22 protein-coding genes are annotated in these 21,122 nt (G+C 70.0%); 6 read left to right on the top strand and 16 right to left on the bottom strand.

Features of this window, described 5'->3' with window-relative positions; genetic code table 11:
• Positions 1–103: 103 nt before the first annotated feature.
• The 5 genes from LMH63_RS00595 to LMH63_RS00575 all read left to right on the top strand — a co-directional run bounded on the left by LMH63_RS00595 (position 104) and on the right by LMH63_RS00575 (position 3,472).
• Entirely contained in the window at positions 104–328 is a 225-nt protein-coding gene (locus LMH63_RS00595) for an oxidoreductase-like domain-containing protein (protein ID WP_229332676.1), read from the top strand.
• Positions 329–362: 34 nt separating this feature from the next.
• The gene (locus LMH63_RS00590) at positions 363–866 is read left to right on the top strand and encodes a J domain-containing protein (protein WP_109676498.1); all 504 of its coding nucleotides are present in this window, start codon (positions 363–365) and stop codon (positions 864–866) included.
• A 74-nt stretch (positions 867–940) separates the two neighbouring features.
• The gene (locus LMH63_RS00585; RefSeq protein ID WP_109676500.1) at positions 941–1,297 is read left to right on the top strand and encodes a CidA/LrgA family protein; all 357 of its coding nucleotides are present in this window, start codon (positions 941–943) and stop codon (positions 1,295–1,297) included.
• On the top strand, positions 1,294–2,013 hold the full coding sequence (locus LMH63_RS00580; protein WP_109676502.1) for an LrgB family protein: 720 nt from the start codon (positions 1,294–1,296) through the stop codon (positions 2,011–2,013). The genes LMH63_RS00585 and LMH63_RS00580 overlap by 4 nt, the downstream gene beginning before the upstream one ends.
• Before the next feature lie 34 nt (positions 2,014–2,047).
• Positions 2,048–3,472 (top strand): DUF4139 domain-containing protein, encoded by a 1,425-nt coding sequence (locus LMH63_RS00575; RefSeq protein WP_109676503.1) that lies wholly within the window; start codon positions 2,048–2,050, stop codon positions 3,470–3,472.
• Between the two features lie 326 nt (positions 3,473–3,798).
• Here the strand turns inward: LMH63_RS00575 and LMH63_RS00570 are convergent, their stop codons facing one another.
• From LMH63_RS00570 to djlA, 3 genes are read right to left on the bottom strand one after another with little or no spacing between them, the layout of a single operon-like run.
• On the bottom strand, positions 3,799–4,347 hold the full coding sequence (locus LMH63_RS00570) for a YceI family protein (protein ID WP_109676505.1): 549 nt from the start codon (positions 4,345–4,347) through the stop codon (positions 3,799–3,801).
• An 18-nt stretch (positions 4,348–4,365) separates the two neighbouring features.
• On the bottom strand, positions 4,366–4,917 hold the full coding sequence (locus LMH63_RS00565) for a cytochrome b (RefSeq protein WP_109676507.1): 552 nt from the start codon (positions 4,915–4,917) through the stop codon (positions 4,366–4,368).
• Positions 4,918–4,976: 59 nt separating this feature from the next.
• Positions 4,977–5,762 (bottom strand): co-chaperone DjlA, encoded by a 786-nt coding sequence (gene djlA / locus LMH63_RS00560; protein WP_109676509.1) that lies wholly within the window; start codon positions 5,760–5,762, stop codon positions 4,977–4,979.
• A gap of 47 nt (positions 5,763–5,809) precedes the next feature.
• On the opposite strand from djlA, the gene LMH63_RS00555 reads away from it, so the two are divergent.
• A complete protein-coding gene (locus LMH63_RS00555; protein ID WP_109676511.1) occupies positions 5,810–6,523 on the top strand; it encodes a flagellar brake protein in 714 nt (237 codons plus the stop codon).
• Positions 6,524–6,686: 163 nt separating this feature from the next.
• Here the strand turns inward: LMH63_RS00555 and LMH63_RS00550 are convergent, their stop codons facing one another.
• From LMH63_RS00550 to hisA, 13 genes are all read right to left on the bottom strand, one after another.
• Positions 6,687–8,132 carry a bifunctional 2-methylcitrate dehydratase/aconitate hydratase gene (locus tag LMH63_RS00550; protein ID WP_109679288.1) on the bottom strand — a complete coding sequence of 482 codons (1,446 nt, stop codon included), beginning with the start codon at positions 8,130–8,132 and terminating at the stop codon, positions 6,687–6,689.
• 343 nt (positions 8,133–8,475) lie between these two features.
• Positions 8,476–9,594: a bifunctional 2-methylcitrate synthase/citrate synthase gene (prpC, locus tag LMH63_RS00545; protein ID WP_109679287.1), complete on the bottom strand. Its 1,119-nt coding sequence runs from the start codon at positions 9,592–9,594 to the stop codon at positions 8,476–8,478.
• 30 nt (positions 9,595–9,624) lie between these two features.
• On the bottom strand, positions 9,625–10,518 hold the full coding sequence (gene prpB, locus LMH63_RS00540) for a methylisocitrate lyase (RefSeq protein WP_109679286.1): 894 nt from the start codon (positions 10,516–10,518) through the stop codon (positions 9,625–9,627).
• A gap of 592 nt (positions 10,519–11,110) precedes the next feature.
• A complete protein-coding gene (gene lpdA / locus LMH63_RS00535) occupies positions 11,111–12,532 on the bottom strand; it encodes a dihydrolipoyl dehydrogenase (protein WP_109679285.1) in 1,422 nt (473 codons plus the stop codon).
• Between the two features lie 70 nt (positions 12,533–12,602).
• Positions 12,603–13,937 (bottom strand): 2-oxoglutarate dehydrogenase complex dihydrolipoyllysine-residue succinyltransferase, encoded by a 1,335-nt coding sequence (gene odhB / locus LMH63_RS00530; RefSeq protein ID WP_109679284.1) that lies wholly within the window; start codon positions 13,935–13,937, stop codon positions 12,603–12,605.
• A gap of 85 nt (positions 13,938–14,022) precedes the next feature.
• Positions 14,023–16,848 carry a 2-oxoglutarate dehydrogenase E1 component gene (locus LMH63_RS00525; RefSeq protein WP_109679283.1) on the bottom strand — a complete coding sequence of 942 codons (2,826 nt, stop codon included), beginning with the start codon at positions 16,846–16,848 and terminating at the stop codon, positions 14,023–14,025.
• A gap of 430 nt (positions 16,849–17,278) precedes the next feature.
• Positions 17,279–18,046, bottom strand: coding sequence for a twin-arginine translocase subunit TatC (tatC, locus tag LMH63_RS00520; protein ID WP_109679282.1), 768 nt, complete (start codon positions 18,044–18,046; stop codon positions 17,279–17,281).
• A complete protein-coding gene (gene tatB, locus LMH63_RS00515; protein WP_109679281.1) occupies positions 18,043–18,495 on the bottom strand; it encodes a Sec-independent protein translocase protein TatB in 453 nt (150 codons plus the stop codon). Before tatB ends, tatC begins: the two co-directional genes overlap by 4 nt.
• Before the next feature lie 24 nt (positions 18,496–18,519).
• A complete protein-coding gene (tatA, locus tag LMH63_RS00510) occupies positions 18,520–18,819 on the bottom strand; it encodes a twin-arginine translocase TatA/TatE family subunit (protein ID WP_109679280.1) in 300 nt (99 codons plus the stop codon).
• Positions 18,820–18,889: 70 nt separating this feature from the next.
• Positions 18,890–19,213 (bottom strand): phosphoribosyl-ATP diphosphatase, encoded by a 324-nt coding sequence (locus LMH63_RS00505; protein WP_109679279.1) that lies wholly within the window; start codon positions 19,211–19,213, stop codon positions 18,890–18,892.
• On the bottom strand, positions 19,206–19,601 hold the full coding sequence (gene hisI / locus LMH63_RS00500; protein WP_109679278.1) for a phosphoribosyl-AMP cyclohydrolase: 396 nt from the start codon (positions 19,599–19,601) through the stop codon (positions 19,206–19,208). The genes LMH63_RS00505 and hisI overlap by 8 nt, the downstream gene beginning before the upstream one ends.
• Positions 19,598–20,371: an imidazole glycerol phosphate synthase subunit HisF gene (gene hisF / locus LMH63_RS00495; RefSeq protein ID WP_109679277.1), complete on the bottom strand. Its 774-nt coding sequence runs from the start codon at positions 20,369–20,371 to the stop codon at positions 19,598–19,600. Before hisF ends, hisI begins: the two co-directional genes overlap by 4 nt.
• A 1-nt stretch (position 20,372) precedes the next feature.
• Complete coding sequence (gene hisA / locus LMH63_RS00490) at positions 20,373–21,113, bottom strand: 1-(5-phosphoribosyl)-5-[(5-phosphoribosylamino)methylideneamino]imidazole-4-carboxamide isomerase (protein ID WP_109679276.1); 741 nt, start codon at positions 21,111–21,113, stop codon at positions 20,373–20,375.
• Positions 21,114–21,122: the final 9 nt, after the last annotated feature.

Below are 21,122 nucleotides of genomic sequence, written 5' to 3'. Positions count from 1 at the left end.
ACTACCTCCGATTCGCCGCGAGCGCCGCGGCACCCCGCGTCGCGAACACGCCGAGCCCGGCCGCCTGATCGGGCAGGCATATCCCGGTAGGGCTGATATCCTGATGAGCGTGCCGAACCTGACCGACCGAGGCCCGATGTCCGAGCGCAAGGCGAACGAGGGCGTGCGCCTGCCGCCGCCGCCGCGCGAGCCCGACCTGGACGAATGCTGCGGCAGCGGCTGCGACCCCTGCGTGTTCGACCTCTACGAGGCGCGCCTGGAGCGCTGGCGCGAGCGCTGCGAGCGCCTTCGGGCAGAGGCCGGCAGACGCGACGGTCCGCCGCGGTGAGCAGGCCGCTCACCACCGACGCCGGGGCCTGCTGATGCGCGTCCTCGGCCTGCTGCTGCTCATTGGCGTGATCGCCTTCATGGTCTCGCCACGGCTGCGGGCCTGGCTCGCGGCGCGGGCGCCCATGCTCATCCTCGGCGGTATCGCGGTGGTGTTCGTCGTGCTCGCCGCCAGTGGGCGGTTGAACTGGATCTTCGCGGCCATCGCCGCGGCGCTGCCGCTGGCCTGGCGCGCCCTCACGCTGCTCCAGTTCCTGCCCTGGCTGCGGCGGCTGCTGGGCGGCGCCGGCGCCGCCGGCGCGGGGCCCTCCCGCGGCGAGGGCCCGCGGCAGCCGCCGGCGCACTCCGGCCTGACCCGGGACGAGGCGCTGCAGATCCTCGGCCTCGAGCCCGGCGCCGGGCCCGACGAGATCCGGGCGGCCCACCGTCGCCTCATCCAGCGGCTGCATCCCGACCGCGGCGGCTCCGGCTATCTCGCCGCGCGGCTCAACGAGGCCCGGGATCTGCTGCTCGAAGACCAGCCCGGCGCGGATGCCTGAGGCAGCGCCCGGCAGCTGCCTTAGGCCAGGCTGAGGGTGCCGGCGCGAGCGGACGTGGCAGGAGGGTTCGGCGCATGATCGGGGCACTGGCGGCGCTGCTGGTACTGCAGCTCATCGGCGAGGTCCTCACCCGGGTGCTGGGGCTGCCCGTACCGGGGCCGGTGCTCGGCATGGCGCTGCTGTTCGCGGCACTCCTGGTCCGCGGGTCGGCACCCAAGCCGCTGGCAGAGGCCTCCCGCGGCCTGCTGGCCCATCTCTCGCTGCTGTTCATCCCCGCGGGGGTCGGCATCGTCACCCATCTCGAGGCGGTCGGCGCCGTCTGGTTGCCGCTGCTGGTCACGCTGCTGGCGAGCACTGCGCTGGCGATGGTGGTCACCTGCTTCACCCTGCGCGCGCTGCAGCGGCTCACCGGCCGGAGCACCGGGACATGAGCGAGCTGTTCCGGGTCTGGGTCTACCTCGCCGAGCAGCCGCTGCTGTGGCTCACGGTGACGGTGCTCGCCTACTGGGCTGCGCATCGGCTGTATCTCGCCGCCGGCGAGTTTCCGCTCCTGAATCCGGTGCTCGTGGCCGTGGCCGCGCTGGTGGCGCTGCTGCTCAGCACCGGCACGCGCTACCAGACCTACTTCGACGGCGCCCAGTTCGTGCACTTTCTGCTCGGGCCGGCCACGGTGGCCCTGGCCGTGCCGCTCTACCGCCAGGCCCATCACCTGCGGCGGCTGTGGCTGCCCCTGGGCCTGGCGCTGCTCGCCGGCTCCGCCACCGCCGTGGGCAGCGCGCTCGCCATCGGCTGGCTGCTCGGGCTGCCGCCGGCGATGCTCGTCTCGCTGCTGCCGAAGTCGGTGACCACGCCCATTGCCATGGGCATCGCGGAGCAGGTGGGCGGCCTGCCGTCGCTTACCGCCGTGCTGGTGATTCTCACCGGGATCACCGGCGCGGTGATCGGCGTGCCCCTGCTGCGGGCGCTGGGCGAGCGGGACCCGGCCACCAAGGGATTCGCGGTGGGGGTGGCGGCCCACGGCATCGGCACCGCCCGCGCCTTCCAGCACAGCGAGGCCGCCGGCGCCTTCGCCGGGCTCGGCATGGGGCTCAACGGGGCCCTGACCGCGCTGCTGGTGCCGCTGGCGGTCTGGCTGTTCGGACTCTAACCTAGGGAAGCGCTTCCCTAGAGGAGCATTCTCCATGCGACATGCCATGCTGACCGGCCTGTTCTGCAGCGGCCTGCTCGCCGTTGCCCCTGGCATTGCAGCCGAGTCACAGGGTGCCGAGACCGACCGGCGGCCTGTCTCCGGCGTGCCGCTCGCTCCCGGCACGCAGGGGCTCACCAGCTCCGCCAGTGACCGCAGCGACCTCCACCTCGCCCTCTACCAGGGGGGCTTCTCGGCGGTGCATGAACAGCGTTCGCTGGCGCTGCTGTCCGGGCGCAACGACGTCCTGCTCACCGGGCTGCCGGACCGGCTGCGCCTGGACAGCCTCAGCCTCGGACTGCCGGAAGGCGTGAGCGCCGGGCCGGTGGGGCTGCAGCCCGGCATCGGCGACGGGGCCGCCCTGCGCCAGCGCTTCGTCGGCGAGCGGGTGGATGTGGCGCCCGCAACGCCGGATCCGGATGCGCCGACGCGCACGGGGCGGCTGCTCAGCGTCGACGGCGATCGGGCCACGGTGACCCTGGGCACGCACATCGAGCAGGTCGGCCCGGGCACGCCGTGGCGACTGCTCCTGCCGGCACAGGACCTTGCGCCCTTCGGCGCGGCGACGCGGCTCTTCGCCGAGGACGGCGGCAGCCAGCGCGTGACCCTGGACTACCTGACCGACGGCCTCGGCTGGTCGGCCGACCACACCGTGACGCTCACCGCCGACGGCGCACGCCTGAGCACCCACGCCACGCTGAGCAACGACACGGACGCCACCTTCGAAGGGCCATCGGTGGACCTCATCGCCGGCGAGGTGAACGACGACGGCGGCGGCCCCCGACCCATGGCCATGATGGAGTCCCGCAGCGACGGGCCCTCGGCGGAGCCGGCCGGCGACCACTACCGCTACCGCCTGCCACCCATCGAACGGCTGCCCGCAGGCCAACGGCTGCGGGTCCCCCTCGACCGGGCCGCAGCCGTTGCCACCACCCGCGCCCTGCGGGTAACCGGCAATGGCGGCGGGCAGCGCGGCGGTACCCAGTCGGTGCCGGTGCGCATTCACTTGCGGGTGGACGACCGCACCGACCGCCCGCTGCCCGCCGGTCCGGTGCGCGTTTATGACCGCCGCGGTGACAACCCCGCCTATCTCGGCAGCGACGCCATCGGCCACACGCCCCCCGGAGAGGGCTTCGAGCTCACCCTCGGCACGGCGTTCAGCTTGCTCGCCGAGCGCACCCAGACCGACTACCAGCGCCTCGGCGAGCGCCGCTATGCAGTGGCCTGGGAGATCGCGCTGCGCAACGTGGGGGCCTCGCCGGAGACGGTGATCCTGGAGGAGCACCTGCCCGGGGAATGGCAGCTCACCGAGGGCGCCGACAGCTGGACCCGCACCGACGCGGGCACCCTGCGGCGGGAGGTGAGTCTGGACCCCGGTGCCAGCCGGACCATCACCTATTCCGCACGGATCAGTCAGTAGGGATCCTAGTGTCCCGTTTCGCAAGCCGTGACGGCCGGTGTCGTGTGTCTGGTCCCGGGACCGTAGGCGGCAGGCTGGCCAATCGAGGTCTGTAATCGAGCAGGACGTTGGGGCCGCGCCGATAGCGCTGGCTAGGACCTCACAGTCGCGGATCAGCCAAGGAGACCTCAGGCTGGTCGGGCGTGTCTGTGCCAGGGACCGTAGGCGAGAGGGATCTCGCCTACGGTCCCTGGCACAGACACGCCCGGCCGGCAGAGCACTGTCCGCTCGGAGGACTGCCCGCCCGCGGCTGCTTATCGGCGATTTCTCCATCCCGCGAGCGCCCATCAGGCATCCCGCTCCAGCGTCAGGTCGACGATCACGGTGACCTCGTGGCCCACCGCGTCCGGGTCCTCCCAGTCGCCCTGGCCGACGCCGTAGCGGGTGCGGTCGATGGTGACCTCGCCGTCCATTCGGGCGGTGTCGCCCTGGGTCTCCCAGGTGAACGGGAGCACGATCTCGTGGGTGTTGCCGCGGATGGTGAGATCGCCCACCGCCTCGTAGCCGCCGTCGACGGCACGGATCTCCGTGGTGCGGAAGGTCGCCTCGGGGTACTCGTCGAAGTGGAACCAGGACGCCTTCGGCAGCTCGCGGTCGCGCTGCCGGCTGCCCGTGTCGATGCTGGTGACATCCACGGTGACGTCGAAGCCGCTGTTGGCAAGATCATCGGCGCTGAAGCGCATCTCTGCCGAGAAACGCTCGAATCCACCATCGAAGGTGCCGCCCTGCTGGGTGGCCTCGAAGGTGAGGCTGCTGTCTTCCTGCAGGATCTGCCAGTTGTCCGCGGCCGTGGCCGGGATGGCGACCAGCGCCGCGAGCATTGCGAGCCAGCGCATTGCGGTCCTCCGGATTGGTCAGGGTTCACGCCCCGGCAGCATCCGCCGGAGCACGTTGTCGTGCTGAATGAAGTGATGGCGCAGGGCGCCGCCGATATGCAGCACCAGCAGCCCCGCGAGCACCCAGAACAGCGTCAGATGCGTCCAGCTGGCAATGGTTTCCAGCCGCTCGCTCTCGGGGGTGAGGTTCGGGATCTGGAACAGCCCGAACACGTTGAGCGGGAAATTCGCCGCCGAGTTGATGACGTAACCCGACAGCGGGATGGCAAAGATCAGCCCGTAGAGCACCACATGGGTAGCCCCGGCGAGCCGCCGCTCCCACGGCGCCATGTCCGCCGGCAGGGGCGGGGCCGGATTGGCCAGCCGCCAGACCAGGCGCAGCACCGCCAGCGTGAGCAGCGTGATGCCCAGGGACTTGTGCAGGGAGTAGAGCTGGAACTGGGTCGGCCCCATGGGCAGGTTCACCATGATCCAGCCGAGCGTCATCATCCCGAAGATCCCGATCGCCATTACCCAGTGGAACAGCTGCGCAACGCCGCCCCAGCGCCGTGTGGTATTGCGTAACGGCATCCCGACACACTCCCCTGACGTGCGGTCGCCGCTGTTAGATGGACATCGCCGCCGTCAGTTCACCGCAGCCCGCGGGCGCGCTTGATGGTGTCGTAGGCGGCCTGGATCTCCTGGGCACGCTCCTTGGCGAGCCGCATCATCTCCTCGGGCAGCCCCTGTGAGACCAGCTTGTCCGGATGGTGCTCGCTCATGAGCTTGCGCCAGGCCCGCTTGACCTCGGCGTCGCTCGCGTCCTCGGAGACGCCCAGGGTCTGATAGGCCCGCTGCAGCTCGGCCTCGCCCGCCGGCGCACCCGGACCACCACCCGCGGCACGGGCGCCGAGCATGCTCTCCAGGCGGGCGAAGTCCGCCTCCGAGAGGCCGAGCGCGGTGGCGATCCGGCGCAGGATCTCGTGCTCCGCGTCCTGCAGATCACCGTCGGCCAATGCCGCCTGGATCTGTATCTCGAGGAACATGCGCACCAGCTGCACGTGGCCGCGGCAGTGGCGACGGAACTGGCGCAGCGCCTCGTCCAGGTCCGCCTCGCCGTCGCGGCCGGCACGGAAGAACTCGATGGCCTGCTCGCGCTGGCGGGCGTTGAGGTCCATGTGGGCCATGACCCGCTCGGCAGCGCCGATCTCCGCCGCGGTGACGCGGCCGTCCGCCTTGCACACGTGCCCCATGACGACGAAGGCCGAGCGGAAGAACACCGCCGTCGCCACCTGCCGCCGGGCACGCCCCAGCACCCCGCCGCCGAGGGCCCGGTCGAACCAGTGCCCGACCAGCAGACCGATGAAGCCGCCCAGCAGACCGCCGGCGAGGTAGCCGAACACTGCCCCCAGCAGCTTGCCGATCCAGAGTTTCATGAGCGCTCGCCTCCCCCAGGCGTCACGGATCGCGCGAAGCGGCAAAGATGGCGGCGGCGGGCCCGGGGGTCAACCGACTTGCGGCCGAGGGGACCGGCGCGCAACATGAGCCGCTCAAGGTCAGCGGGGAGGGCGCGACCGTGGACAGCCGTCAGCTGGACGCCGAGGAGCTGGACTTCCTGCGCGATCTGCTTGCCGAGCCCGGCAGCGCCGAGACCACTGCGGCCGACCGCCGCCTGGTGCTCGACCCGGGCAGCTCGGATGCCGTCGCGCTCATGGAGCTGCTCGGCAGCGATCGTCTGGAGCTCAGCGCCGTCCGCGGCCAGCTCCTCTACCGCTTCGCGCTGCGCGTGGAGCGCCCGCCGGCGGGGTTCCCGCTGGCGCTGTACCTGGAGGAGCCGCGCATCGTCGAGCTCGGGGCCCGCCCGCGCGCCGCCCGCGTGCGCCCCGCCGCGCACGAGGTGGAGGTGCGCGAGAGCAGCGGCAAGCTGCGCGCCACCGGTGTTCATGATCTCTCCGCCACCGGCATCGCCCTGCGCGCCAGCCCCGAGCGCGTACCCCGCGGCGGCCGCCGGGTCGACCTCCAGCTCCAGCTCGCCGGCAGCGGCCCGCTGGACCTGCACGGCCGGGTGGTACGCGTCAGCCGCGGCGACGGCGCCGGCAAGGAGCGCATGCTCGGCATCGAATTCGAGGACACCGACCCGACCACGCGGGACGTGCTGGAGCGCTACGTACTGAAGCGCCAGCGCCCGCTGTCGTGAGCGCCTTCGGCGGCTCACGACAGCGGGCGCTGGCGCTTCAGAGTTCAAAGTTGCAAGTTGAAGGTTCAAAGTGCGGAGAGGCCGCGGAACCGGCACAGACAACGCGGCGGCGGTCTTTGAACTTTGAACGTTGAACCTGCCACTGTTCGTGGATCTCCGGGCGCTAAAGCGCCCAGAGATCCACGAACTCGTTAACCGCCATCTTCTCCAGCCGTTTCTGGTCCGCGCAGGCGTGGCGGATGCGCTCTGCCTGGCGGGGGGCGAAGCGGGTGGCGAGGGCCTTCTCGAACTTCTCCACCAGCACCGGGATGCCCTCCTTGCGGCGGCGGCGGTGGCCGACGGGGTAGTCCACGGCGACGCGCTCGGTCTTGCTGCCGTCCCTGAACACCACCTGCACGGCGTTGCCGATGGCGCGCTTGTCGGGGTCCAGGTACTCCTTGGAGAACTGCCTGTTCTCGCTCACCACCATCTTCTCGCGCAGGGCATCGATGCGCGGGTCGGCGGCGATGGCGTCCTCGTAGTCGTCCGCGGTCAGGCGGCCGAAGATCAGCGGCACCGCGACCATGTACTGGATGCAGTGGTCCCGGTCCGCCGGGTTGCTGAGCGGGCCGGTCTTGTCGATGATCCGCGCGCCCGCCTCCTGGGTCTCGATGATCACCTGCTCGATCTCGTCGATGCGCCCGGCCACCTCGGGATGCAGCGTCATCGCCGCCTCCACTGCGGTCTGGGCGTGGAACTCGGCCGGGAAGGAGATCTTGAAGAGAATGTTCTCCATGACGTAGCTGCCAAGCGGCTGGGCGAGCTTCATCTTCTTCCCGCCGAAGAGGACGTCCTGGAACCCCCAGGTGGGCGCCGAGAGCGCCGCCGGATAACCGAGCTCGCCGCGCTCGGTGATCAAGGCGAGCCGCAGGCCGCGGGAAGAGGCGTCGCCCGCCGCCCAGCTCTTGCGCGGCCCCGCCTGCGGCGCATGCCGGTAGGCGCGCAGGGCGCCGCCATCGAGGAAGGCGTGGCTCGCTACCGTGGCCACGTCCTCCTTTGAGCCCCCGAGCAGACCCATGGCGACGCAGGCCGAGGCAAGGCGCACCAGCAGCACGTGGTCGAGCCCCACGCGATTGAAGCTGTGGTTGAGCGCGATGACGCCCTGGATCTCGTGGGCGCGGATCATGGCCGTGAGCACGTCACGCATGGTGAGCGGTTTGCGCCCGGCCGCCACGGCACGCCGGGAGAGGTAGTCGGCCACCGCGAGGATGGCGCCGAGGTTGTCCGAGGGGTGCCCCCACTCGGCGGCGAGCCAGGTGTCGTTGAAGTCGAGCCAGCGGACCATGGCGCCGATGTTCCAGGCCGCCTGCACGGGATCCAGCCGGTAGGGCGTGCCGGGCACGCGCACGCCGTCGGGCATCTCCGCGCCGGGAACCACCGGGCCGAGCAGCTTGGTGCAGGCCGGATACTGCAGCGCCAGCATGCCGCAGGCGAGGGTATCCATGAGGCAGTGGCGGGCGGTGGAATAGGCCTCGTCGGACTTCGGCGCCGGGCCGGTGACGTACTTGCCGAGCTCGGTGAGGAGCTTGTCCGGCTTCGGGCGCTTGGCGCTGCGGTGATCCTGGCTCATGGTGCGGGCTCCTCTGATTCGTCTTCTGTGCTTGCAGTCGGCGTGACGTAGGTCGTGCACGGCAGAGCCGTTTGCGACATCCCCTCTCCGTCAGATAAGCCCGCGGAGAAGCGGGCCGGCTCATGGACGCCCGGTGCCCGGGCCGGAGTGCGGGACCTCCCGACGGGACACGCTGTGAATACATCCCTGTACGCTCCAAGGCGGCATCCCTGCCGCCTAGGGTCCCGTCGGGAGGCCCCGCACTCCGACCTCTCCAGCCGTGGCAGCTGATCCGTGGCCGGTGGGAAAGCACGGGATGTCGGACACGGCTCTGCCGTGCACGACCTACGTCGACCCGCGTCGATCACCCCCGCTCCTCGATGGGCACCCACGGGCGCAGCTCCGGGCCCGTGTACGTTGCGCTCGGGCGGATGATGCGGTTGTTGGCGCGCTGCTCCTTGACGTGTGCCGCCCAGCCGCTGACCCGGGACATCACGAAGATCGGCGTGAACAGCTTCGTCGGGATGCCCATGAAGTGATAGGCGCTGGCGTGGAAGAAGTCGGCATTGGGGAACAGCCGCTTCTCGCGCCACATCACTTCCTCGACCCGTTCGGAGACCGGGTACAGTGTCGTGTCCCCCACCTGCTCGGCGAGGCGCTTCGCCCATGCCTTGACGATGGCGTTGCGCGGATCCTTCTCGCGATAGATGGCGTGGCCAAAGCCCATCACCTTGTCCTTGCGCTCCAGCATGCCGAGCAGCTCGCGCTCAGCCTGATCGGGGTCGGACCATTGCTCGAGCATCGCCATCGCCGCCTCGTTGGCACCCCCGTGCAGCGGGCCGCGCAGGGAGCCGATGGCCGCAGTGACGCAGGAGTGGATGTCCGAGAGCGTCGAGGCACAGACCCGCGCGGTGAAGGTCGAGGCGTTGAACTCGTGCTCGGCGTAGAGGATGAGCGAGGCGTGCATCACCTTCTCGTGTACCGGGTCCGGGGCCCTGCCGTGGAGCAGATGCAGGAAGTGGCCACCGATGGAGGCATCGTCGCTGGCCGTCTCCACGCGCACGCCGTCGTGGCTGTAGCGATACCAGTAGGTGATGATTCCGGGCAGGGCCGCGAGCAGGCGGTCGATGTGCCAGTCCTGCTCATCGAAGCTCTGCTCCGTCTCCAGGTTGCCGAGCACGGAGGCGCCGGTGCGCATGACGTCCATCGGATGCGCGTCGGCCGGAATGCGCTCCAGCACCTCGCGCAGGGCGGACGGGAGGCTGCGCAGCGCCTGCAGTCTGCGCTCGTAGGCGTCCAGCTCCGCCTGGGTGGGCAGATGGCCGTACACCAGCAGGTGCGCCACCTCCTCGAAGCGGGCGTGCTCCGCCAGGTCGTGGATGTCGTAACCGCGGTAGGTGAGGCCGGTGCCGTCCTTGCCCACCGTGCACAGGGACGTATCGCCGGCGGTAATGCCGCGCAGGCCGGCGTGGTTCTCGGTCATGAGCAGTCCTCGTCGCTTGCCGTTTCGGGTTCAGCCCTCGCCGCCGTCGCGGGAGAAGAGCTCATCGAGCTTGCGCTCGTAGTCGTGGTAGCCGAGCACTGCGTAGAGCTCATCCCGGGTCTGCATGCTGTCCAGCACCTCGCGCTGGGTGCCGTCCCGCCGGATCGCGGCGTACACCGCCTCGGCGGCCCGGCTCATCGCCCTGAAGGCGGAGAGCGGATAGAGCACCAGGCGCACCCCGGCACTCCCCAGCTCCTCGACAGTAAAGAGCGGCGTACGGCCGAACTCCGTGATGTTGGCGAGCACGGGGACGTCCACGGCACGGGTGAACGCGCGGTACTGGTCGAGCTCGGTCACCGCCTCGGCGAAGATCATGTCCGCGCCGGCCTCGACGTAGCGCCCGGCGCGGTCGATGGCCGCCTCCAGCCCCTCGCTGGCCAGTGCGTCGGTGCGCGCCATGATCACGAACGCGGGATCGGGCCGGGCGTCCACGGCGGCCCTGACCCGGTCCACCATCTCGCTGGCGGACACCAGCGCCTTGCCCGGCCGATGGCCGCAGCGCTTGGCCTGGACCTGATCCTCCAGATGCACGGCTCCGGCACCGGCGCGGGTAAGCTCACGGATACTGCGGGCGATATTGAAGGCGCCGCCCCAGCCGGTATCGATATCCACCAGCAGGGGCAGAGGGCTGACGTCGGCGATGCGGCGGACGTCCTCGGCGACGTCAGCGAGCTGGGTGATGCCGAGGTCGGGATAGCCGTAGGAGGCATTGGCGACGCCGGCGCCGGACAGATACAGCGCGCGAAAGCCGGCCCGTTCGGCGAGCAGGGCGCTGTAGGCGTTGATCGCGCCGGCCACCTGCAGTGGCCGCTCCTCCTCGACCGCACGCCGGAAGCGCGCACCAGCGGATTCGGGACTCGCCATGGCTCTCCTCCCCCTGTGGCCCCAGCCACGTCAGCCCTCGTGTTGCGCCGCAGAACGCCACGCTGCCGGGAGTTTACAGCGGCGGGTTGGCGTTTCCCAAATCTCATTAAGTTCAGCCGCTTACGTCATCGCAATAGCCGTAGGTCGTGCGCGGCGCAGCCGCGTGCGACGTTTAGCCTGGATCCGCGACGACACGACACAGTGTCACGTGGTGCCCGGGGCAGGAGCCGCAGAAGACGGGAGCGGTCGAGAGGTGTAGGTCGGGAACCGCCGCAGGCGGTACCCGACACGCCGGCAGGCGAATGCACAGTGCCCGCCGCGGATTAGCCCCGGTGGCTGCCTGGGCTGTGTCGTGTGCCCCGTCCCGGGACCCTCTGCGGCAGGGATGCCGCAGTGGAGCCTCCACGGACGGATTCACGGCGTGTCCCGGGACGGGGTACACGACACCGCCCCGCCCGAAAGCCTCGATGAACCCTTGTCGCCGCGGACGCGCCTCGACCCGGGCACCACGCGATGACGCTCCTGAGAGTCGCGGGATGCCTGTTCTTCCGTCGCGCACGGCAGCGCCGCGCGCGACCTGCGGGTCGCGAGCTCAGTTGGCCTTGTGGATGGCGCGCCTGTCCACCGCGAGAGCCGCTTCGTGGACCGCCTCCGAGAGGGTCGGATGGGCGTGGATGGTGCGGGCGAGATCCTCGGAGCTGGCCTCGTACTCCATGGCCAGCACCGCCTCGGCGATCAGCTCGCTGGCCTGGGGGCCGACCATGTGCACCCCGAGGATGCGGTCCGTCTCGCCGTGGGCGAGGATCTTCACGATGCCCGAGGCGCGGTCCATCGCCCGGGCGCGGCCCGTGGCGGCGAAGCCGAAGGTCCCCGTGCGGTAGGGCGTGCCCGCTGCCTTGAGCTGCCCCTCGGTGCGGCCCACCCAGGCGATCTCCGGGTCGGTGTAGATTACCCACGGGATGGTCTCGTAGTTGACGTGTCCCGGCTTGCCGGCGATGCGCTCGGCCACCATCACGCCCTCTTCCGAGCCCTTGTGGGCCAGCATGGGGCCGCGCACCACGTCCCCCACCGCAAAGACCCCCGGAATATTGGTCTCGCAGTGGTCGTTGACGTGCACGAAGCCGCGCTCATCGGTGAGCAGGCCGACGTCTTCCGAGGCGAGGCCATCGGTGTGCGGACGGCGGCCGACGGAGACGATGAGCTTGTCCACCTGAATGGTCTGCTTGCCGTCCGCGTCCTCGTAATGGACGCTAACCGTCTTGCCCTTGCGCGTTTCCGTGACCCGGCAGCCGAGCCGGATCTCCAGGCCCTGCTTCTCGAAGAGCTTCTTCGCCTCGCGGGCGACCTGCTCGTCCACCGGGGCGAGGAAGGTGTCCTGAGCCTCCAGCAGCACCACCTTTGAGCCGAGGCGGCTCCAGACGCTGCCCATCTCCAGGCCAATGACCCCGGCGCCGATGACACCGAGGCGCTTCGGCACCTCGGTGAACTCCAGCGCGCCGTCGGAGTTGACGATGCGCTCGCCGTCCGTGGGGGCGGCACCGATGTCGATGGGTCGCGACCCGGTCGCGAGCAGGACGTTTTCGGCCTTCAGGGTACGGGTGTTGCCCTTGTGCGGGGTGAACTCCACCTGACGCTCGGCGAGCAGCTTGCCGTGGCCCTGCAGCCAGTCGATCTTGTCCGCCTTGAACAGCTGCTTGATGCCGCCGGTGAGGTCGGCGACGACCTTGTCCTTGCGCTTGATCATCTGCGGCACGTCGAGGCTCGTGCCCTGCACCTTGATGCCGTGACCGGCGAGCTCCGAGTGCACCCGGTGGTACTGCTCGGAGGAGTCGAGCAGGGCCTTGGAGGGGATGCAGCCAACGTTCAGGCAGGTGCCGCCGAGGGACGGCTCGCCGTCCTTGCGCACGAACTCGTCGATCACGGCCACGCTCATGCCGAGCTGGGCGCAGCGGATGGCACCGACGTAGCCGGCGGGGCCGGCGCCGATGACGATGACGTCGTAGGAATCAGCCATGTTCACTCCCTAATCGGGCTAGTGGGGTCCTCGCGGCGCCGGCAGCACCGCGCGGCGACGGTGCGCGGGGTCAGACCTCGAGCAGCAGCCGTGCCGGGTCCTCCAGCATGTCCTTGATGGTGACCAGGAACTGCACGGCCTCGCGGCCGTCGATGATGCGGTGGTCGTAGGAATGGGCCAGGTACATCATCGGCCGCACCACCACCTGACCATCCTCGGCCATGGGTCGCTCCTGGATCTTGTGCATACCCAGGATGCCGCTCTGCGGCGGGTTGAGGATCGGCGTCGACACCAGCGAGCCGAAGATGCCGCCGTTGGTGATGGTGAAGGTGCCGCCGGTGAGCTCCTCGAGGCCGATCTTGCCGGCCTTGGCGCGCTGGCCGAAGTCGGCGATGGCGTTCTCGATCTCGGCGAAGGAGAGCTGATCGGCGTCCCGCAGCACGGGCACCATCAGGCCCCGCTCGGTGGAGACGGCGATGCCGATGTCGTAGTAGCCGTGGTAGATGATGTCCTTGCCGTCGATGGAGGCGTTCACCGAGGGGAAGCGCTTCAATGCCTCCACCGCCGCCTTCACGAAGAACGACATGAAGCCGAGCTTGATGCCGTGGGCCTTCTCGAAGCGCTCCTTGTAGCGCCCGCGCACCTCCATGACCGGCTGCATGTTCACCTCGTTGAAGGTGGTGAGCATGGCCGCGGTCTGCTGCGCCTCCACCAGTCGCTCGGCGATGCGCTGGCGCAGGCGGGTCATGGGTACCCGGCGCTCCGGGCGCTCCCCCGCCGGCGCCTCGCCGCCGGCGGGCATGGCCTCGGCCTCCGGCGAGCGGGCGGGCTGCTCCTGGCTGAAACGGCCGACAGGGGCAGGGGCCGGTGCCTGGGGCTGCGGGGCGGCATCGCCGCCGTTGTCGAGATACCGGACCACGTCCTCCTTGGTAATGCGCCCCCCGGGGCCAGTGGCAGGAATGCGCGACGGATCGAGCTCGTGCTCCGCGACCATGCGGCGCACCGCCGGGCTCAGGGGGGCGACGTCGCCATCGCCGCGCGCCGGGGCCGCGGCTGGCTCGGACGCCGCTGCCTGCTGCGTCTCGCCGGCGGTTGCCGCGGACGAGGTCTCCGGAGCGGCCGGCTGGCTCTCCGCCGCAGCCTCGCCGCCGCCACTGCTGCCGCCGCCACCGGCCTCCAGCATGGCGATGACCTCGTTCGCGGTCACCGTGTCACCCTCGCTCTTGAGGATGTCGCCGAGCACCCCGTCGTCGGGCGCCGGGACCTCCAGCACGACCTTGTCGGTCTCGAGGTCCACCAGGTTCTCGTCACGCTCGACCGTGTCTCCTTTCTGCTTGTGCCAGGTGACCACGGTGGCCTCGCTGACGGACTCCGGCAGGGCGGGTACCTTGACTTCGGTGCTCATCGACTCCTCGCTTTGTTCTCGCCGCCGCGCCCCCGCGGCGGATTGCGTCAGACCGGGACCGGACGGGGGCCGAGCCCCCGGGCGCTCAGCTCAGGGCGTCGTCCACCAGCCGGCGCTGCTGCTCATGGTGGACCTTGGCATAGCCCACCGCCGGCGACGCCGACGGCTCGCGGCCGGCGTAGCCGAGGCGCTGCTCGCGGGTGATGCAGTGCTGCAGATGATGCTGGATCTGGTACCACGCCCCCTGGTTCTTCGGCTCCTCCTGGCACCAGATGACCTCCTTCGCCCCCTTGTAGCGGCGCTTGAGCAGGGCAGCCAGGTCGTTTTCCGGGAACGGGTAGAGCTGCTCGACCCGCACGATGGCGATGTCCTTGAGCTCGCGCTTGCGCCGCTCCTGGAGCAGGTCGTAGTAGACCTTGCCGCTGCAGAGCACCACCCGGCGCACGTCCCGGGCGCGCAGCTCGTCGATCTCGTCGATGACCAGCTGGAAATGCCCCCGGGAGAGGTCGTCCAGCACCGAGGTGGAGAGCTTGTGCCGCAGCAGGCTCTTCGGGGTCATCACCACCAGCGGCTTGCGCCACTTGCGCACCATCTGCCGGCGGATCATGTGGAAGAACTGCGCCGGGGTGGAGGGCGCGCAGACCTGGATGTTCTGCTCCGCGCAGAGCTGCAGGAAGCGCTCGAGGCGCGCCGAGGAATGCTCCGGGCCCTGACCCTCGTAGCCGTGGGGCAGGTACAGGGTCAGCCCGCAGAGACGCCCCCACTTGGTCTCGCCGGAGGCGATGAACTGATCGATGACCACCTGGGCGCCGTTGACGAAGTCGCCGAACTGCGCCTCCCAGATGACCATGGTGGTCGGGTCGGCGGTGGCGAAGCCGTATTCGAAGCCGAGCACCGCCTCCTCGGACAGCAGCGAGTCGATGACGGTGAAGTCGTTCGGCTCGGTGGTGATGTCCTTGAGCGGGATGTAGGTGGCCCCGTCCACGGCGTTATGCAGCACCGCGTTGCGGTGGAAGAAGGTACCGCGGCCGGAGTCCTGCCCGGTGAGGCGGACCTTGTAGCCCTCGTCCAGCAGGCTGGCGTAGGCCATGGTCTCGGCGAAGCCCCAGTCCATGGCGAGCGCTCCGGCGGCCATCTTGCGCCGGCTCTCCATCACGCTCGCCACGCGCGGATTCAGCTCGAAGCCTTCCGGCAGGCGCTGCAGGTTCTCCTGCAGGGCGCGGATCTTCTCCAGCGGCACCGCCGTCTCGATCTCCGTGTCCCAGCGGGCGTTGAAGTACGGTGACCAGTCCACCGCGTAGTCGTTGTGGACCGCGTCCAGCGCGTTGGGCGCCACGATCTCCTGGTTGTCGAGCTTGTCCCGGTACTCCCGGTCCAGCTTCTTGCCGGAGTCGGCGTCGATCACGCCCTCGCTGATCAGGCGGTCGGCGTAGAGCTTGCGCACCGGGTCCCGCGCCTTGATCTTCCGGTACATCATCGGCTGGGTGGCCGAGGGCTCGTCCGCCTCGTTGTGGCCGTGGCGGCGATAGCAGATGAGATCGACCACCACGTCGCGCCGGAACTCGCGGCGATAGTCCATGGCGAGCTGGGTGACGAAGAGCACCGCCTCCGGGTCATCGCCGTTCACGTGGAAGATGGGCGCCTGCACCATCTTCGCGACCTCGGTGCAGTAGAACGTCGAGCGGGCATCCAGCGGATTGGAGGTGGTGAAGCCGATCTGGTTGTTCAGCACGATGTGCACCGTGCCACCGGTAAAGAAGCCGCGGGCCTGGGACAGCTGGAAGGTCTCCATCACCACGCCCTGGCCGGCGAAGGCGGCGTCGCCGTGGATCAGCACCGGCAGCACCTCGTCGCCCTGGAAATCCTTGCGCCGCTGCATGCGGGCGCGGACCGAGCCCTCCACCACCGGGTTGACGATCTCGAGGTGCGAGGGGTTGAAGGCGAGGGCAAGGTGCAGCGGGCCACCCCGGGTCTTGATGTCCGAGGAATAGCCCATGTGGTACTTGACGTCGCCGGCGCTGGCGTTGTCCACCTCGTAGTCGCCCTCGAACTCGGCGAACAGATCCTTCGGCGACTTGCCAAGCAGATTGATCAGCACGTTCAGCCGGCCGCGATGGGCCATGCCCAGCACCAGCTCCTTGATGCCGTGGCTGCCGCCGCGCTGCACCACCTCGTCGAGCATGGGGATCATCGTCTCCCCGCCCTCCAGCGAGAAGCGCTTCTGGCCCACGTACTTGCTGTTGAGGTACTTCTCGATGCCCTCGGCGGCCACCAGCCGCTGCAGCAGGTATCGGCGCTGCTCGGCGCTCAGGTCCGGCCGTGCCCGCGGCCGCTCGAGGCGCTCCTGGATCCAGCGCTTCTGCACCGTGTCGGTGATGTGCATGTACTCGGAGCCGATCTTGCCCGCGTACACCTCCTTGACCAGGGCGATGATGTCGCGCAGCGGCAGGCGCTCCTCGGCGAACAGCGAGCCGGTGTTGAACACCGTGTCCATGTCCGCATCGGTGAGGCCGTGGAAGGCCGGATCGAGGTCGGGGACGTCGGGCTTCGCGCGTAGCTCCAGCGGGTCGGTATCGGCATGCTGGTGGCCGCGGACGCGGTAGGCGTTGATCAGTCGCAGCACCGCCGCCTGCTTCTGCGCCGCCACCGGCTCCATCGCCTCGCTGACGGCGCCACCGCGGCGCTGGCCGTTGCTCCGGCCGATGCGCTCGAACTCGCGGCGGATGGGTGAGTGCGGGATATCCCGCCCGGCGCTGCTGTCGCCGGCCTCGAGCCCCTGGAAGTAGGACCGCCACTCCGGCTCCACGGCGCTCGGATCCCGCAGGTAGGTCTCGTAGAGCGCCTCCATGAACGTGGCGTTGCTGGCGTTCAGATAGGAGTTGCGCAGGAACTGCTCGAATGCACCGCTCATGGATGACTCACCTGACTGTCGCTGGCGGGGATGCGGACGCACCCCCTCAGGATAAGGTAGTGCAGCCGCCCGCTCGCGCCACTCGGCGCGGGCACGGCGCGGCAGGCGTCCGGGAAACAGGGCAGGAGGAGTACGGCGGCTGTGCAACCGGCCAGTGGCCAGCTTCTCCGGGCTCCGTGGCTGTCGCCATCGCCGGCGAGCTGCATCGATCGTGGACTCCGCGCCACCGCAGGAGGGCACTCGGCGCGCACCCGGTGCGACCTGGTGGCCGCGGATGGCGGGCGCCGACGTGGCCACTGACGATACGCGGTGGCGACTGGAATCGCAAGCTTGGCGCGGCTTTGCCGGCAACAGAGCGGCCTTGGGCAGGGTGCAGCGGGGGCGGTGCCTGCGATTTCTTACCTTTAGGTAAGCAAAACGCCGGGCCGGGTCAGTCCTCCTCGCGCGCCTCATCCCCGTTGGGCGTGAACCAACGGGACAGGATCACCCCAAGCTCGAACAGCAGCCACACCGGCACTGCCAGCAGCACCTGGGAGATGACGTCCGGGGGCGTGAGCACCATGCCGATGGTGAACGCCCCCACGATCACGTAGGGGCGCTTGCTCGCCAGCGCTTCGCGGGTGGTGGCGCCGGTACGCACCAGCAGGATGGTGGCGATGGGCACCTCGAAGGCGGCCCCGAAGGCGAAGAACAGCGTGATGACGAAGGACAGGTACTCCCCGATGTCCGTCATCATGGACACGCCTTCCGGCGTCGCCGCGGCGAAGAAGCTGAACACCAGCGGAAACACCACGTAATAGGCGAAGGCCATGCCGGCATAGAACAGCGCCACGCTGGAGACGAGCAGCGGCCAGATGAGCATCTTCTCGTGCCGGTACAGCCCAGGCGCGACGAAGGCCCAGAGCTGGTAGAGCAGGTACGGGATGCTGACGAAGAACGCCGCCACCAGGGCCAGCTTGAGGGGGATGAGGAACGGCGTCGCCACCTGGGTGGCGATCATCGAGGCGCCCTCCGGCAGCACCGCCATGAGCGGCCCCGCGAGCGCCCCGTAGAGCTCCTCGCGGAAGGGGTAGACGGCGAGAAATACCACCAGCACCACCACCGCGCAGCGCAGCAGGCGGCTGCGCAGCTCGAGGAGATGCGTCAGCAGAGGGCGATCCTCGTCCATGCGATCCTGGTGGTCGGACACGCGGCTCATCCCTGCCCGGACTCGTTACCGGCCGCCGGCTTGCGCGCCCCGGCGGCCGCGGCCGCCGGGCCGGCTTCGCTTCCGGCCTTGGGCTCCTCGCCGCCCGTGGCGCTCGCGTCGGCGGCGGAGCTCCCGGCCTCCGTCGCGCCCGCGGCCGGCGCGCCCGTATCGCCCGGGCTGCGCGCCTGTACCCGGGCACGGGACTCGCCGGAATCGACGGCGTCCCGCACCTGGCGCTCGGTTTCCCGGGCCTGCTTCTGCAGGGCGCGCTGGGTGTCGCGCAGGCCCTCGGCGTGGACCTCGCGCTCCACCTCGTCCCGGATGGACTGGAACGACGCGCGCGCCTTCCCGACCCAGAGCCCTACCGTGCGCATGAGCCCCGGCAGTCGCTCCGGGCCGACCACCACCAGCGCGACGACGCCGATGATCAGCAGCTCCCAGAAGCTGACGTCAAACATGGGCTGACCGACCGGCCAACCGGATCAGGACGAGCTCTGGCGCTTTTCGCGCTCCTGCCCGGTGTCGGTCGCGCCCGCGGACTCGCCGCTCTGCTCGCGATGCTCCACCTGGGCGCCGGCCTGCTCCCCTTCCTCGCCGGACTTCTCGACGCTGTCCTTGACCTCTTTCGCCTCCTTCTCGCCCTCGCTCATCGCGCTCTTGAAGCCCTTGATCGCGCCGCCGAGGTCCGACCCCACGTTGCGCAGCTTCTTGGTGCCGAACAGCAGCAGCACGATGACGAGAATAAGGAGCAGCGACCAGACGCTGATGCCACCAAAACCCATGAAATGCCTCCCGCAAGGGCCTGTCGGATCCACCCGGAAATGCGGGAGCGCGGCGCTCCACCGGGCGGACCTAGTCGTTATGCCGCGATGCCTTCTCGTCGAGACCGGAAAGGCCGAAACGGCGCTCCAGCTCGGCGAGGACCTCCGCCGGCCCCGATCCGCAATGGGCCAGCATCACGAGTGTATGGAACCACAGATCGGCGGTCTCATAAACGATCTGCTCACGCTGCCCGTCCTTCGCGGCCAGCACGGTCTCCGTGGCCTCCTCGCCGACCTTCTTCAGGATACGGTCGAGGCCGCCGGCGTAGAGGCCGGCCACGTAGGAGCTGCCCGGGTCCGCGCCCTTGCGCGCCTCCAGCACGGCGGCGAGGCGCTCGAGGGTGTCGTTACTCACGGCGCTCCCCTTCGTAGATGGTGTCCGGGTCGCGCAGCACCGGCTCCACCGCCTGCCAGGCATCCCCGGCCAGGCGCCGGTAGAAGCAGGTCCGGCGGCCGGTGTGGCAGGCGATGCCCCCCACCGGCTCGACGCGCAGCAGCACCACGTCGCCGTCGCAGTCGAGGCGCAGCTCCCGCACGCGCTGCACGTGGCCCGAGGTCTCGCCCTTGTGCCAGAGGCGTCCGCGGGAGCGCGACCAGTACACGGCCTCGCCGAGCTCGGCGGTGCGGGCCAGCGCCGTGCGATCCATCCAGGCCATCATCAGCACCTCGCCGGAGTCCGCATCCTGGGCAATGGCGGCCACCAGGCCGTCGGCGTTCCAGGCCACGGCGTCGAGCCAGCTCACCGGCGCACCTCGATGCCCCGTCTCGCGAGATAGTCCTTGGCCTCCCGGATGCTGTACTCGCCGAAGTGGAAGATGCTCGCGGCGAGCACGGCATCGGCGTGGCCCTCGAGAATCCCGGCGGCGAGGTGCTCGAGGTTGCCCACGCCGCCGGAGGCGATCACCGGCACCCCGGCAGCCTCGGAGATGGCGCGGGTGAGCCCCGTGTCGAAACCAAGCCGCGTGCCGTCGCGATCCATGCTGGTCACCAGCAGCTCGCCGGCGCCGGCCTCGGCCATGCGCGCCCCCCAGGCCACGGCGTCGATACCGGTGGGCTTGCGCCCACCGTGGGTGAAGACCTCCCAGCGCCCCGGCTCGTCTTCGGCGGATACGCGCTTGGCGTCCACCGCCACCACGATGCACTGGGCGCCGAAGCGCCCGGCCGCCTCGCTCACCAGCTCGGGGCTGGTGACCGCTGCGGTATTGATGGCGACCTTGTCCGCGCCGGCGTTGAGCATGCGGCGGACATCCGCCACCGAGCGGATGCCGCCGCCGACGGTGAGCGGGATGAAGACCTCCGCCGCCACCGCCTCGACCACATGCACCAGCGTCTCGCGCTGCTCATGGCTGGCGGTGATGTCGAGGAAGGTGATCTCGTCGGCACCGGCGCGATCGTATTCGCGGGCAATGGCCACCGGGTCCCCGGCATCGCGGATGTCGACGAAGCGCACGCCCTTGACGACGCGGCCAGCGTCCACGTCGAGGCAGGGGATGATGCGCTTGGCGAGCCCCATGTCAGGCCGCGCAGAGCTCAGTGGCCAGGCGCTGGGCCTCGGCGAGGTCGAGGCTGCCCTCATAGAGCGCCCGCCCGACGATGGCCCCCATGACGCCGTCGCCGGCGACGGCGCAGAGCTCGCGCACGTCCTCCATGCTGCTCACCCCGCCGGAGGCGATCACCGGAATCTCGATGGCGCGGGCGAGCTTCGCCGTCGCCTCGGCGTTCACGCCCCGCATCATGCCGTCGCGGCCGATGTCGGTGAACACGATCGCCTCCACGCCGGCCTCCTCGAAGCGCTGCGCCATCTCCGCGGCCGAGCGCGAGGACACCTTCGACCAGCCGTCGGTGGCCACCATGCCCTCCTTCGCATCGAGGCCGACGATGATGTGCCCGGGAAACTCCAGGCAGGCATCGTCGACGAAGTGCGGCGCCCGCACCGCCTGGGTACCGATGATGACGTAGTCCACGCCGACGTCGAGATAGGTCTGGATGACGTCGAAGCTGCGGATGCCGCCGCCCACCTGGATCTCGACGTCCGGATACGCCTCGGCGATACGGCCGATGATGTCCGCATTCACCGGGAAGCCGGCCACGGCGCCGTTCAGGTCTACCAGGTGCAGCCGGCGGCTGCCGGCGGCGATCCATTGCTCCGCCACCGCCAGCGGATCGTCGGAGAAGATCGTCTCGTCATCCATGCGCCCCTGGCGCAGGCGCACGCACTTGCCGTCCTTCAGATCGATGGCGGGTATCAGCAGCATTGCGTCCTC

Origin of the sequence: Spiribacter halobius (genome assembly GCF_020883455.1) — a bacterium.
Classification (GTDB): domain Bacteria; phylum Pseudomonadota; class Gammaproteobacteria; order Nitrococcales; family Nitrococcaceae; genus Sediminicurvatus; species Sediminicurvatus halobius.
Note: the sequence above shows the minus strand (reverse complement) of the source record. Positions and strands in the feature narration are given on the sequence as shown.